This window comes from Streptomyces sp. NPDC054765 (assembly GCF_053612065.1).
In genome coordinates this window covers 56,892-70,709 of the sequence record NZ_JBSHBP010000006.1, presented here as the reverse complement: position 1 = coordinate 70,709, position 13,818 = coordinate 56,892, and the positions used below count along the sequence as shown (strand labels likewise).

The following is a 13,818-nucleotide window of genomic DNA, read 5'->3' as shown; positions in this document are numbered from 1 at the left end:
CGTTACTTGGCGGCGTCGGCCGCGTCGATCAGAGCCTGCTTGTCGACGGCGCCGACGTAGACCGTGCCGTGGTCCGTGATCAGGGCGTTGACCAGGCGGGTGCTGAAGACCCGGCCGGAGCCGAAGGAGCCGTGCACCTTCTCGCCGAGGCTGTCCAGGAACTTACCGGCGTCGCCGCCGGCGCCCTGGCCGCCCTTGCCGGCGGGCAGGCCGGTGCCGTTGCCCTTGATCGTGGCGATGGACGTCCAGCCCTTGCCGAGGACGTTCAGCCCGCCCATGTCCTTCTTGGCGTCCTTCATGTCCTTGTGGGGCGGGGCGTTCCTGCCGTGCTCGCGCTGCGCCTTCGCCCGCTCCTTGTCGCCGTCGACGACCTTGGCGCCCTTGGGCGGGGTGAAGGAGAACGTGCTCGCGGCGGGCTTGGCGAAGTCGACGTTCGTGTAGCCGACGTCGACGGCGGCCGCGCCACCGCTCTTGGGGGTCAGGGTGAACTTCAGCGGCACACCGTTGGCGGCGTCCACCGCGACCCGGATCGAGCCGACCGTCGAGGCGGCCTGCTTGGGCTTGATCAGCAGCTGGTAGGCGTCCCGCCCGGCGACCTTGGCGGTGCCGTCGACGGTGACCGAGGTCGTGTCGCCGGCCGCCTTCAGGGCCTGCTTGGCGAGGTCCTGCGGGGTGGCGTTCTTCAGGTCCTCGGGGAGGCCCTTGGGCGCCCGGTGGTGCTTGCCGGGCCGGCCGGTGTCGGGCGCGGTGCTGTGCATGGCGGTGTTGCTGCCGCTGTCGTAGGCCCAGATCTCGTTGCCGTTGTGGATCAGGCTGTACTCGGCGGCCTTGTCGACGATCGACACCCGCTGCTTTTCCGGGCCGTCGGCCGCGACGCGCAGCGTGTGCGCACCGGATGCCAGCTCCATCAGCTTGTTCTGGGGCGATGCGGAGGCGCTGTCGCCGCCCTTGCCGCCGCCCTGGGCCCCGCCGAAGCCGCCCGCTCCGCCACCGGCGCCCGGCAGGGAGGGCAGCCCGAGGTCCGTGGTGACCCGCACCGTCCCGGAGAGCTGCTGGACATCCGACTTGGCGATCTTGGCTATCAGGTCCTGTGCCGAGATCTTCGGCAGGTCCGGAGAACCGGAGCCGGCGAACGCCGGGACCAGCCCGATCGTGGCCGCCGCCAACCCCGCCACCGCGACCGGTACGCCGTACCGCACCGCCTTACGGCGCCCCGGGGAGCGCCCCCCGTCCCATCCTTCGGTGACCTGCGTCGGTTCGTTCCGTGGCATCTGCCCTACCTCCGTCGTGTGCGGCGGTTGCTGCGCTGTCCACTCGTCCACCCCTGGGGCTGATTGTGACCCGTCCGCCGCGCTCTGGTGCTTTCCATCTCACCAAATCCCGGCGCGGATAACGTCACCCCGCGGGAGCAACTCGTCCTACTGCTGAGGTATGACACACGCTCATCTCAGGGCGCAGTCCGTACAACAGGAGTCTGACCATTCCCTAGGGGACGGGTGGCGGACACCCCGGGATGCACGGACGGGATTCCGGGGATGGACGGGCTCCCGGGGATGGACGGGCTCCCGGGGATGGACGGGCCGACTCCCGGGGACGGACGGACTGCCGGGAATGCGGGGCGGGCTGCGGAGGGGGAGCGCTTCAGCCCGCCCGGTGCACCACGGCGTCGCAGAGCCCTTCGAGGGCCGCCTTCGCCGTGCAGGACCGCAGCGGGGCCAGCATCGCGCGGGCCTCCTCGGCATAGCGCACGGTGTCGCGGCGGGCCTCTTCGAGCGCCGGGTGGGCGCGCAGGCCGGCCAGCGCCTCGGCGTGCCGGGCGTCGTCGGTGAGGTCGCCGGCCAGCAGCTCGCACAGGGCGCGGTCCTCGGGCGTAGCGGCGTCGCTCTCGGCGCGGGCCCGCAGATGCAGCACGGGCAGCGTCGGAATGCCCTCCCGCAGGTCCGTACCGGGCGTCTTGCCCGATTCATGCGAATCGCTGGCGATGTCCAGTACGTCGTCGGCGAGCTGGAAGGCGGTGCCCAGCCGCTCGCCGTACTGGGTGAGGATGTTGACCGTCGACTCCTCGGCGCCCGACATCATCGCGCCGAAGCGGCAGGCGACGGCGACCAGCGAGCCGGTCTTGCCGGCCAGGACGTCCAGGTAGTGGCTGATGGGGTCACGGCCGTCGCGCGGGCCCGCGGTCTCCAGGATCTGGCCGGTCACCAGGCGTTCGAACGCCTGGGCCTGGATCCGGACCGCCTCCGGCCCGAGGTCGGCGAGGATGTGCGAGGCACGGGCGAACAGGAAGTCGCCGGTCAGCACCGCGACGGAGTTGCCCCAGCGGGCGTTGGCGCTGGCCACCCCGCGGCGCACATCGGCCTCGTCCATCACGTCGTCGTGGTACAGCGTCGCCAGATGCGTCAGCTCCACCACGACCGCGGAGGGCACCACACCCGGGCTGTAGGGGTCACCGAATTGGGCGGCCAGCGTCACCAGCAGCGGACGGAACCGCTTACCGCCCGCACGCACGAGGTGCTGCGCGGCTTCGGTGATGAACGGCACGTCGCTCTTGGTGGCCTCCAGCAGGCCCTCCTCGACAGCCGCCAACCCGGCCTGGACATCGGCCTCAAGAGCCTGGTCCCGCACGCTCAGCCCGAAGGGCCCGACGACGGTCACGAGGGGTACTCCTGTCTGCTGACGATCAAACTGAATGTCGATCTGTCGCTGTCTCCACCGTTGGCCAGCGTATCCGGTCGCAGTTCGATCACCGTGAGCGCCCGCCCCCAGAACCGCCCGGGAAGCACAGCGCCCCCCGGTCGGCAGGTTCTGTGTCACCCGTTGACGCGAGTGTGGCGCGAGAGCGTGGGGCCGGCAACGACAAGAGTATTTCCGGCCTCCTTCTTCTCGGGCAAGACCGGCCATCCGGCGCGGGCACGACACGGCCATTCCGGCGCGGGCACGGCCCGGCCCGCCGCGGCCGCCACGGTCCTGAACACCCGCGCCCCGGCCCGGAAGCCCGCCGCCGCTTGTCCCCCGCTCGCCCCGCCGCCGACGCCGGCCACACGCCCCCGCCGCCGACGCCGGCCCCACGCCACCGCCGCAGGGGCGGCCCTCGGCGGCAGCACACGGTGTGCCGTCCCGCGAAATCACCGCGGCGCAGCATGACTTCCCTCACCGGACAGGGGCCAGGGGCCAGGGGCCCCGCCGGGACCGCCGGCCCCGGCCTCCGCCCCGGCCGCCTCACCCGTATGCCCGCGCCACCGCCCGTGCCAGCCGCGGCGAGGCGAACTCCGTGCCGCACACGAAGCGCATCACCGGCCCGAACGAGGCGGCCGCCGGCAGCCCCGTGAAGTACAGCCCCGGTACGGACGAGCCGAAGCCGGCGTCCAGCAGCGGCCCGCCGGCCCGCGTCACGATCCCGGTGCGCAGCCCCTGGCCCAGGAAGTCCAGCGCCGCCAGATCCATCCGGTATCCCGTCGCGGCCAGCACATGGTCGGCGGCGAGTTCCCCGCCCTGCCCGTCGGCGCCGCGCAGCGCCAGCACGGGGCGGCCGTCACGGACCGTGGCCCGGACGATCCGCCGCCCCTGGGTCACCTGCACCCGGCCGGTGAAACGGTCCCGCAGCCACCACGCGCCCAGCGGGCCCAGCACCCGCCGCACCAGATACCGCCGGGCGGGCACCGGCAGCCGGCGGAAAGCACCGGCGTGGTGCGTCAGCGCATACAGCGACCAGGCGTTGCCGAACGGCGACGATGGCCGCAGCCGGGGCTGCCGGTCCGGCGGCGCGCCGAAGCCCACCGCGGCGGGGCCGCGCGCCACCACCCGTACGGACGCCGCGCCCGCCTCGGCGAGCAGCACCGCGCTCTCCAGCGCCGACTGCCCGGCGCCGATCACGACGACCTGCCGGCCGGCCGGCGCGGACAGGTCGTGGTGCTGTGAACTGTGCGAGACCGGCCCGGTGGCGGACGGCCCGTCCGGGATCGCGGCGGCGAGTTCCGGCGGCAGGTGCGCCAGCCCGCTCAGGCCGGTGGCCACGACGACCGCCCGCGCGCCGACCTGTTCCCCGCTGTCCAGTTTCAGCTCGAAGCCGTCGTCCCGGCGGTCGACCGAGACCACCTTGACCTGTTCCAGACCGGGCACCAGCCGCTGCTGCACCCACTGGCCGTACCGGACGAACGTCTCGACGGGGATGAGGTCCCAGTCGGACACGTAGGGGCCCTCCCCCGTCGCCGCGCAGAAATCGCCGAGGGCGTGTCCGGGCTGCGGGGCGTCGATGCCGGAGGCCGCCGGCGTCGACTTGAGCAGCATGCCCGCGGGCATCTGCGTGCGCCAGCTCGCCATCGGCTGCCCGAAGACCCGCACCGGCAGGCCGCGCGCCCGCAGATGCGCGGCCGTCGACAGGCCGTACGGGCCGGCCCCGATGACCGCTACCGGAGTGCTCACTTCGGTCCCTCCCCTTGCCTGGATGATGACTCGGTACCCGCCCGGCGGGCCGCCCGGCGCAGCTGCACCAGATGTCTGGCGCCGGGCCCGACGGACCGCGCGAGCATCGTGAAGAACGGCAGCGGGTCATCGCCCGCGAACCACGCAAGCTCGGTGCCGGAGGCCCGCGCCGGAGCGTGCGGCGCACGGGAGCCGCTGCGCCGGTACGCGAGCTGCGCGGGCAGATCGACGTTCTCCACGACGAAGCGCCGCCCGTTCCGCTGCGCGCCCCCGGGGACGGCGCGCCCGGTGAGATCCAGATGCTGGGCACGGACGACGTCCACCCCGGCCGTGTTCTCGAAGAGCCGGAACTGGGCGCCCATCCGGGGATTGAAGTCCAGCAGCTTGTACCGGCCGTCGCGGCGGTCGAACCGCCAGTCCAGATCGGCGGTCCCGGTGAACCCGATGTGGTGGCTGAACTCCGCCGTGAGGGTGGCCAGTTCCGGGTTGTCGACGACATACGCGCAGGCCGTCATGCCGGCGTGCGGCGGCCAGGAGCGCACCTTGACGCCGGTGAACAGCGCCAGCGGCGACCGGTCCGCGCCGAAGCAGGCGTGCACGATCCAGTCCTCGGCCTGCTCCCGCGGCAGATACTCCTGCAGGATCACGCCCGGCCGCGGACCCCAGTCACGGGCCAGGTCGAGCAGCTGGTCCGGTCCCCCGATCCGGGTCGTGCCGCGGACGGCGGGCCTTGCGCGCCGTACGAACGCCTCGCGGTTCTTGGCCACCACCGGGAAGCGCGCCCGCCCGGCGTACGCCTCGATGTCCGCGTACGAGCGCGGGAAGACGGCGGCGGGCGAGGGCACCCCGTGCGCGGCACACAGTTCGTGCAGGCCCTGCTTGCTGGCCAGCCGCCGCGGCAGCCCGGAGGCGACCCGGGGGAAGAGGAACGCCCCGGCGAGCGCCCCGGCGTGCTCGGCTATCAGCACGGCCGCCTCCTCGTCGGTGGGGATCAGCAGCGCCGGCCGGCCGATCCGCCGGCCGATCCGCAGCAGTCCCCTCACCAGCCGCTCCGGGTCCTCCCGCCCGGTGGTCGGCCAGACGAAGCGGCCGCGGAGGTAGCGGGAGGCCGCCGCCGGTGTGAAGCGGTCCTCCGTCACGGCGTACATAGGCACGCCGAGCCGCCCCAGACTGCGGATCGCCCCCACGCCACCGTGGTGCAGGGGATAAGCCCCGATCTTCACGATCAGCCCCGGAACACTCCGGTCGACCGCGAGCCGTGTGCCACTGCGAGCCACGTGTCCCCCCAACGGAACTCCCCACCCCGGCCCGTACCAGGAAAGGAAGCTAGGCCCGAATTGCGCAGCACAGCAAGGCTTTTCCGGACATTGCCGATGCTTGGGGGCGCAGCACCCGGCGCGTCCGCCGTCCATGTGCGTACGCATCCACGCCCTCGCGCCCCATGACCGCCCCACCGGCCCCCTCCCGGCCGTACGCTGATCGACGGCCCCACCGGCCTGCGGGCCACCCGGCCCGCCCGCCCACCGGCGACGACGAACGCGAGGAGCTGTCCATGCCCGAGCAGAGCCCGTTCGACCTGGCGGAAGGCGATCCCTTCGGCCCGCACAACCTGCCCTACGGCGTCTTCAGCACCCCCGACGCGCCCGGCCAACGTCGCCTCGGCGTCCGCTACGGCACCCACGTCCTCGATCTGAGCGCCCTGCCGAGCGCGCTGCCCGCCGCCATCCATCCGCACGCCGAACTGCTCGCGGCCCCGAACCTCAACCCGCTGCTGGCCGCCGGCCGGCCCGTCTGGCAGCAGATCCGGGCGGCCGTCCGCAGCGCCGTGACCGACCCCGCGCACCGCGACGAGGTGGCCCCGCTGCTCCATCCGCTGGCCGGGGTCACACTGCACCTCCCCTTCGAGGTCGCCGACTACGTCGACTTCTACGCCAGCGAGCACCACGCCACCAACGTCGGCCGGATCTTCCGCCCGGACGCCGCCGCGCTGACCCCCAACTGGAAGCATCTGCCGATCGGCTACCACGGCCGGGCGGGCACGGTCGTGGTCAGCCAGACCCCGGTCGTCCGGCCGCACGGCCAGCGCAAGGCGCCCGCGGACGACGCGCCCACGTTTGGCCCCTCCCTCCGCCTCGACATCGAGGCCGAGGTCGGCTTCGTCGTCGGCACGCCCTCCACGCTGCACGAGCCCGTCGCGCTGGGCGCCTTCCGTGACCATGTCTTCGGCGTCTGCCTCCTCAACGACTGGTCCGCACGCGACATCCAGGCCTGGGAGTACGTGCCGCTCGGCCCGTTCCTCGGCAAGTCCTTCGCCACCTCCGTCTCCGCCTGGATCACCCCGCTCGACGCCCTCGACGAGGCCCGTACGCCGCCGCCCGCCCGGGATGTCCCGCTGCTGCCCTACCTCGACGACGCGGACGCGGAGCCCGGCGGCATCGACCTGCGGATCGAGGTACGCATCAACGGCGAGGCCGTCTCCCGGCCGCCGTTCTCCACCATGTACTGGACGGCCGCCCAGCAGCTCGCCCATATGACCGTCAACGGCGCCTCGCTGCGCACCGGCGATCTCTTCGCCTCCGGCACCGTCTCCGGGCCCGACCCCGACCAGCTCGGCTGTCTGCTCGAACTCACCCAGGGCAAGGGCCCCTACCTCCAGGACGGCGACGAGGTCACCCTCACCGCCTGGGCGCCCGGCCCCGGGGGCGCCCGGATCGGCCTGGGCGAGGTCACCGGCCGCATCCTGCCCGCCGTATGACCGACGCGCCGCTCACCCTCCCGGAGGAGCTGCTGCTGCTCGCCCTCGACCCGGTCCGCGGCCGCTCGCTGAACCCCACCAAGTACCTGCGGTACGGGCTGGCCGGCGCGGCGCTCGCGGAGCTGGAGGAGGCCGGACGGATCTCCGCCGAGGGCCGCGACCGGGTCATGGTGACCCATCCGCTGCCGCTGGGCGATCCGGTGCTGGACGGCGCGCTGGCGGCGCTGCCGGGCCCGGCCAAGCAGCGCCGGGGCGTGCGGGCGCAGCGCTGGGTGCGCAGCACCGGCCGGCCGGTGCACGAGCTGTGTCTGCGCCGGCTGGAGGAGCGCGGCGCGCTGCGCAGGGAGACCCGGCGCGCCCTCGGGCTCTTTCCTTACGAGCGCTTCCCGGCCGGGGCGGTGGACCTCATCGGCCCGGCCCGGGACCGCTTCGCCGCGGCGCTCGGAGCCGGGTTCCCGGACCGCCGCAGTCGGCTGCTCGCCGCACTGGCCTCGGCGACCGACCTGGACCGCAGACTCCTGCCGAGCCGGGAGTACCGCCCCGTACGGCGCGAGATGAAGCGGCTGGCGCGGGAGATCTGGACGGTGCATGCGGTGGAGCGCGCGGTACGGCAGGACAAGGAGGCGGCGTCGAATGCGGCCTCCGGCTGAGCCGGACCGGGAGGTCCGGGGTGTCCCCGCTCGCCGGCTTCCGCCCCGCCCTGTGTCACAGCCCCACACCATGTCCGTACCGGCGTTGCCGCAATCCGGACCACGCCACGGACCGCTGTCCCAGACCGCTGCTAGCCTCACGTCTCCCTGTCCCACAACGGAGGAGACGTACGTGCGCAAGGCAGCGCAGATCGCCGGGGCGGCAGCCATCGCCGCGATGCTGCTCAGCGGCTGCGGAAGCAGCGGCGGCAACGGCGGCAACAGCGGCAACGGCGGCGACAGCAAGCCGGGCAAGACGCCCGAGGCCGCGCCGTCGAGTCCGGGAGGCGCCGGCGAGTCCGCGGGCGCGGGCGGGGTCGAGGGCGCCTGGAAGTCCGGCTCGGGCAGCAGCCCACTGGTCCTGGTGATCAGCAAGGGCACCGTCGCCTTCAGCAACGGGCACAAGTCCGCCTGCCTGGGCAAGGTCCAGGAGATGGCCGGGGTGACCATGGCCGCGGTCAAGTGCACCGACGGGGACACCACCCGCACCATGGGCACCTTCAAGCCCGGCTCCGACGGCAAGACCCTGACCGTCGACTGGAAGAACGGGCCCACCGAGAAGTACACCAGGTCCAGCGACGGCAGCGTGAAGATCCCCGACATGCCGCAGCTGCCGAGCGGTATGCCCAAGAGCTGACCGCCCGCCGTACCGCGAACGGCCGCCGCCCGGAATCCCCCGAGGGCTCCGGGCGGCGGCCGCTGCCGTACGGGCCGCCGGTCCTCAGCGCACGAAGACCGCGGCCTGGCCGGCCAGTTCGAGGAAGTACTGCGGCGCCAGGCCGAGTACCAGGGTGGCCGTGACGCCGACGGCGATGGCCGTGGTCGTCAGCGGGCTGGGCACCGCGACGGTCGGGCCGTCCGCCTTGGGCTCGTTGAAGAACATCAGCACGATGACGCGGATGTAGAAGAACGCGGCGATGGCCGAGGAGAGCACACCGACCACCACCAGCCAGCCCGCGCCGCTCTGCGCCGCCGCCTTGAAGACCGCGAACTTCCCGGCGAACCCGGAGGTCAGCGGGATACCGGCGAAGGCCAGCAGAAAGACCGCGAAGACCGCGGCCACCAGCGGCGACCGCCGGCCGAGCCCGGCCCACTTGGACAGCGCAGTGGCCTCACCGCCCGCGTCCCGCACCAGGGTGACGACGGCGAAGGCGCCGAGCGTCACGAAGGAGTAGGCGGCGAGGTAGAAGAGCACCGAGGAGATGCCGTCCTTGCTGGTGGCGATGACACCGGCGAGGATGAAGCCGGCGTGCGCGATGGAGGAGTAGGCCAGCAGCCGCTTGATGTCGGTCTGGGTGATGGCGACGATCGCCCCGCCCAGCATCGTGATGATCGCGACGCCCCACATCACCGGCTCCCAGTCCCAGCGCAGGCCCGGCAGGACGACATACAGCAGACGCAGCAGCGCGCCGAAGGCCGCGACCTTGGTGGCCGCCGCCATGAAACCGGTGACCGGGGTCGGGGCGCCTTGGTAGACGTCCGGGGTCCACATATGGAAGGGGACCGCGCCGACCTTGAACAACAGCCCCATCAGCACCAGCGCCGCACCGATCAGCAGCAGGGCGTCATTGCCCATCGTGCCGGCCAGCGCCGGATCGATCTGCTTGGCGCCGTCCGAGACCACCTCGGCGATCCCGGCGTAGCCGACCGTGCCCGCGTAGCCGTACAGCAGGGCCACGCCGAACAGCAGGAATGCCGAGGAGAAGGCGCCGAGGAGGAAGTACTTCAGCGCGGCCTCCTGCGACAGCAGCCGCTGGCGGCGGGCCAGCGCACACAGGATGTACAGCGGGAGGGAGAAGACCTCCAGCGCGATGAAGAGCGTCAGCAGATCGTTGGCCGCCGGGAAGACCAGCATGCCGCCGACCGCGAAGAGCACGATCGGGAAGACCTCGGTGGTGGTGAACCCGGCCCTGACGGCGGCCTGTTCGGCGGCGCCGCCGGGGACCGCCGCGGGCTGTGCGGCGAAGGAGTCCACGGGGTTGCCGTGCGCCGCCGGGTCGAGCCGGCGCTCGGCGAAGGTGAAGACGGCGATCATGGACACCAGCAGGATCGTGCCCTGCAGGAACAGCGCCGGGCCGTCGACGGCGATGGCCCCCATGGCGGCGATATGCGCCTTGGACGAACCGAAGCCGCCGGCCGCCAGGCCGATCACCGCGGCGAACGCGGCGGCCAGCGCCACCACGGTCAGCAGCAGCTGGGAGTAATAGCGGTTGCGGCGCGGCACGAAGCCCTCGACGAGGATGCCGAGCACCGCCGCACCGAGGACGATCAGCGTCGGCGACAGCTGGGTGTACTCGATGTGCGGCGCCGGGATCTTGCCCGGTGCGCCGGCCGCCACTGTCCACAGGCTGTGGACACTTGCCACGGAACTCACTTCGCGGCCTCCACGTCTTGATCACGCACGGCGTGGCCGGGCCGGCCTCCGCCGGGCACGGCGTCCACCTGCACAGTGGGCTTGGGGTCCTTCTTGTCCACGACGGACAGGGTGTGGTTGACCGCCGGGTTGACCAGGTCGGTGAGCGGCTTGGGATACACCCCGAGGAAGAGCAGCAGCACGATCAGCGGCGCCACCACCACCAGCTCCCGCACCCGCAGGTCCGGCATGCTCTTCACCTCGGCCTTCACCGGACCGGTCATCGTCCGCTGGTAGAGGACGAGGACGTACAGCGCGGCGAGGACGATGCCGAGGGTGGCGATGATGCCGATCACCGGATAGCGGCTGAACGTGCCGACCAGGACCAGGAATTCGCTGACGAACGGCGCCAGTCCGGGCAGCGACAGGGTGGCGAGGCCGCCGATGAGGAACGTACCGGCGAGGAGGGGGGCGACCTTCTGGACGCCGCCGAAGTCCCCGATCAGACGGGAGCCGCGGCGGCTGATCAGGAAGCCGGCCACCAGCATCAGCGCGGCGGTCGAGATGCCGTGGTTGACCATGTAGAGCGTCGCGCCGGCCTGGCCCTGGGACGTCATCGCGAAGATGCCGAGGATGATGAAGCCGAAGTGGGAGATCGAGGCGTAGGCGATCAGCCGCTTGATGTCCCGCTGGGCGACCGCCAGCAGCGCGCCGTACAGCACGCTGATCAGCGCGAGAACGAGGATGACCGGGGTGGCCCAGCTGCTGGCTCCGGGGAAGAGCTGGAGGCAGAAGCGGAGCATCGCGAACGTGCCGACCTTGTCCACCACCGCGGTGATCAGCACCGCGACCGGAGACGTCGTCTCGCCCATGGCGCCGGGCAGCCAGGTGTGCAGCGGCCACAGCGGCGCCTTCACCGCGAAGGCGAAGAAGAAGCCGAGGAAGAGCAGCCGTTCGGTGCCGGTGGCGATGTGCAGCCGGCCCGCCGCCCGCGCCTCGACGATCTGCTGCAGCGAGAAGGTGCCCGTACCGAGCTGGTGGGCGGTGACCGCATAGAGGCCGATCACCGCGGCCAGCATGATCAGGCCGCCGGCGAGGTTGTAGAGCAGGAACTTCACCGCGGCGTACGACCGCCGGCTCGCGGCCTGCTCCTCGCCGTCCCCGCCCGCCCGGTCCCCGAAGCCGCCGATGAGGAAGTACATCGGGATCAGCATGGCTTCGAAGAAGAGATAGAAGAGGAAGACGTCGGTGGCCTCGAACGAGATGACCACCATCGCCTCGACGGCCAGGATCAGCGCGAAGAAGCCCTGGGTGGGCCGCCAGCTGTAGCGCTGGGGCGTGCCCGTGGCGGAGCCACTGTCGGACGCTGTCTCCAGGGGGTCGGCGTCATGCCAGCCGGCCAGGATGACGAACGGGATCAGCAGGGTGGTCAGCGCGATCAGGGCGACCGCGATGCCGTCCACGCCGAGTTCGTAGCGGACGCCGAAGTCGCTGATCCAGGCGTGCGATTCGGTGAGCTGGAAGGGGCCCTTGGCACCGGGGTCGAAGCGGAACGCGACCACCAGCGACAGCGCGAAGGTGACCAGCGAGAACAGCAGCGCGAGCCATTTGGCCGCGGTGCGCTTGGCGGCGGGCAGCGCGGCGGTGGCGATCGCACCGATCGCCGGCACCACGGCCACCACCGTCAGCAGGGGAAACGACATGGCTCAGACACCCCTCATCAGCAGGGTCGCGGCGACGAGAACGGCGGCCCCGCCCAGCATCTGGACCGCGTACGAACGGACGAATCCGGTCTGCAACCGGCGCAGCAGGCCGGAGAGTCCGCCCATCGAGGCCGCCGTGCCGTTGACCGCGCCGTCCACCAGGGAACGGTCCACCTGGACGAGTGTGGTGGTGAGGTGGCCGCCGCCGCGGACGAAGACGACATCGTTGAAGTCGTCCTGGAGCAGATCGCGGCGGGCGGCCCGGGTCAGCAGCGAGCCGCGCGGGGCGAGCGCCGGAACGGGCTTGCGGCCGTACATCAGCCAGGCGATGCCGACCCCGATGACCAGCACCACCATCGTGGCGGCGGTGACGGTGGTGGCGCTGACCGGGGAGTGGCCGTGCGCGAACGAGGTGACCGGCTCCAGCCACTTCACAAAGGCCTCGTTGATGCTGAACAGCCCGCCCGCGAAGACCGATCCGACGGCCAGCACGATCATCGGGATCGTCATGACCTTCGGCGACTCGTGCGGATGCACCTCGTCGGGGTTCCAGCGCTTCTCGCCGAAGAACGTCATCAGCATCACCCGGGTCATGTAGAACGCAGTGATCGCGGCGCCCAGCAGGGCCGCGCCGCCGAGGATCCAGCCCTCGGTGCCGCCCCGGGCGAACGCCGCCTCGATGATCTTGTCCTTGGAGAAGAAGCCGGACAGCCCCGGGAAGCCGATGATCGCCAGATAGCCGAGCCCGAAGGTGACGAAGGTGACCGGCAGGTACGTTCGCAGGCCGCCGTAACGGCGCATGTCCACCTCGTCGTTCATGCCGTGCATCACGGATCCGGCGCCGAGGAAGAGACCCGCCTTGAAGAAGCCGTGGGTGACCAGATGCATGATCGCGAAGGCATAGCCGATCGGGCCGAGGCCGGCGGCCAGGATCATGTAGCCGATCTGCGACATCGTCGAACCGGCCAGCGCCTTCTTGATGTCGTCCTTGGCACAGCCGACGATCGCGCCGTAGAGGAGGGTGACCGCACCGACCACGACGACCGCCAGCTGGGCGGTCGGCGCGGCGTTGAAGACCGCCCCGGAGCGGGTGATCAGATACACCCCGGCAGTGACCATCGTGGCGGCGTGGATCAGGGCCGAGACCGGGGTCGGGCCCTCCATCGCGTCGCCGAGCCAGGACTGCAGCGGCACCTGCGCCGACTTGCCGCAGGCGGCCAGCAGCAGCATCAGCCCGATGGCGGTCAGCTTGCCCTCGGAGGTGGCGCCGGTGGCGGCGAACACCGGCCCGAAGGCAAAGGTCCCGAACGTCGTGAACATCAGCATGATCGCGATGGACAGGCCCATGTCGCCGACCCGGTTGACCAGGAAGGCCTTCTTGGCGGCGGTGGCCGCGCTCGGCTTGTGCTGCCAGAAGCCGATGAGGAGGTACGAGGCGAGGCCGACGCCCTCCCAGCCGACGTACAGCAGAAGGTAGTTGTCGGCGAGGACCAGCAGCAGCATCGCCGCGAGGAAGAGATTGAGATAGCCGAAGAAGCGGCGGCGCCGCTCGTCGTGCTCCATATAGCCGATCGAGTAGATGTGGATCAGCGATCCGACACCGGTGATCAGCAGCACGAAGGTCATCGACAGCTGGTCGAGCTGGAAGGCGACATCGGCCCGGAAGCCGCCGACCGGGATCCAGCTGAACAGATACTGATGCAGGGTACGGTCCTCGGCGCCCCTGCCGAGCAGGCCGGCGAAGAGCACCACCCCGACGGCGAACGACGCCACCGCGAACAGCGTGCCGATCCAGTGGCCGGTGCGGTCGAAGCGTTTTCCGCCGCACAACAGCAGGGCCGCACCGACCAGCGGTGCCGCGACGAGCAGCGCGATCAAGTTCTCCACTTTGTGCGA

General features: G+C 71.8%; 10 protein-coding genes. 3 read left to right on the top strand and 7 right to left on the bottom strand.

Features of this window, described 5'->3' with window-relative positions; translation table 11 throughout:
- Positions 1-2: 2 nt before the first annotated feature.
- From ACWGJY_RS06165 to ACWGJY_RS06150, 4 genes are all read right to left on the bottom strand, one after another.
- Positions 3-1,271, bottom strand: coding sequence for a LolA family protein (locus ACWGJY_RS06165; RefSeq protein WP_453259607.1), 1,269 nt, complete (start codon positions 1,269-1,271; stop codon positions 3-5).
- A gap of 370 nt (positions 1,272-1,641) precedes the next feature.
- Positions 1,642-2,655 (bottom strand): polyprenyl synthetase family protein, encoded by a 1,014-nt coding sequence (locus ACWGJY_RS06160; protein ID WP_453259606.1) that lies wholly within the window; start codon positions 2,653-2,655, stop codon positions 1,642-1,644.
- A 564-nt stretch (positions 2,656-3,219) separates the two neighbouring features.
- Positions 3,220-4,422: an FAD-dependent oxidoreductase gene (locus tag ACWGJY_RS06155; protein WP_453259605.1), complete on the bottom strand. Its 1,203-nt coding sequence runs from the start codon at positions 4,420-4,422 to the stop codon at positions 3,220-3,222.
- Entirely contained in the window at positions 4,419-5,699 is a 1,281-nt protein-coding gene (locus ACWGJY_RS06150; RefSeq protein WP_453259604.1) for a carboxylate--amine ligase, read from the bottom strand. Before ACWGJY_RS06150 ends, ACWGJY_RS06155 begins: the two co-directional genes overlap by 4 nt.
- Before the next feature lie 275 nt (positions 5,700-5,974).
- On the opposite strand from ACWGJY_RS06150, the gene fahA reads away from it, so the two are divergent.
- The 3 genes from fahA (at position 5,975) to ACWGJY_RS06135 (ending at position 8,503) form a co-directional block, all read left to right on the top strand.
- Positions 5,975-7,177 carry a fumarylacetoacetase gene (gene fahA / locus ACWGJY_RS06145; protein WP_453259603.1) on the top strand — a complete coding sequence of 401 codons (1,203 nt, stop codon included), beginning with the start codon at positions 5,975-5,977 and terminating at the stop codon, positions 7,175-7,177.
- On the top strand, positions 7,174-7,827 hold the full coding sequence (locus tag ACWGJY_RS06140) for a GOLPH3/VPS74 family protein (RefSeq protein WP_453259602.1): 654 nt from the start codon (positions 7,174-7,176) through the stop codon (positions 7,825-7,827). The genes fahA and ACWGJY_RS06140 overlap by 4 nt, the downstream gene beginning before the upstream one ends.
- 172 nt (positions 7,828-7,999) lie before the next feature.
- Positions 8,000-8,503, top strand: a complete 504-nt coding sequence (locus ACWGJY_RS06135; RefSeq protein ID WP_453259601.1) for a hypothetical protein — start codon at positions 8,000-8,002, stop codon at positions 8,501-8,503.
- A gap of 84 nt (positions 8,504-8,587) precedes the next feature.
- Here the strand turns inward: ACWGJY_RS06135 and nuoN are convergent, their stop codons facing one another.
- Genes nuoN through nuoL form a run of 3 tightly spaced genes read right to left on the bottom strand, consistent with a single transcriptional unit; the run spans position 8,588 to position 13,809 of the window.
- Positions 8,588-10,240 (bottom strand): NADH-quinone oxidoreductase subunit NuoN, encoded by a 1,653-nt coding sequence (gene nuoN, locus ACWGJY_RS06130; protein WP_453259600.1) that lies wholly within the window; start codon positions 10,238-10,240, stop codon positions 8,588-8,590.
- A complete protein-coding gene (locus ACWGJY_RS06125; protein WP_453259599.1) occupies positions 10,237-11,922 on the bottom strand; it encodes an NADH-quinone oxidoreductase subunit M in 1,686 nt (561 codons plus the stop codon). The genes nuoN and ACWGJY_RS06125 overlap by 4 nt, the downstream gene beginning before the upstream one ends.
- A gap of 3 nt (positions 11,923-11,925) precedes the next feature.
- The gene (gene nuoL, locus ACWGJY_RS06120) at positions 11,926-13,809 is read right to left on the bottom strand and encodes an NADH-quinone oxidoreductase subunit L (RefSeq protein WP_453259598.1); all 1,884 of its coding nucleotides are present in this window, start codon (positions 13,807-13,809) and stop codon (positions 11,926-11,928) included.
- Between the last annotated feature and the right edge of the window lie 9 nt (positions 13,810-13,818).

Coding starts and splice junctions, on each gene's coding strand:
- ACWGJY_RS06165 (WP_453259607.1), bottom strand. CDS start 1,271: ATGCCACGGAACGAACCGACGCAGGTCACCGAAGGATGGGACGGGGGG.
- fahA (WP_453259603.1), top strand. CDS start 5,975: ATGCCCGAGCAGAGCCCGTTCGACCTGGCGGAAGGCGATCCCTTCGGC.
- ACWGJY_RS06140 (WP_453259602.1), top strand. CDS start 7,174: ATGACCGACGCGCCGCTCACCCTCCCGGAGGAGCTGCTGCTGCTCGCC.
- ACWGJY_RS06125 (WP_453259599.1), bottom strand. CDS start 11,922: ATGTCGTTTCCCCTGCTGACGGTGGTGGCCGTGGTGCCGGCGATCGGT.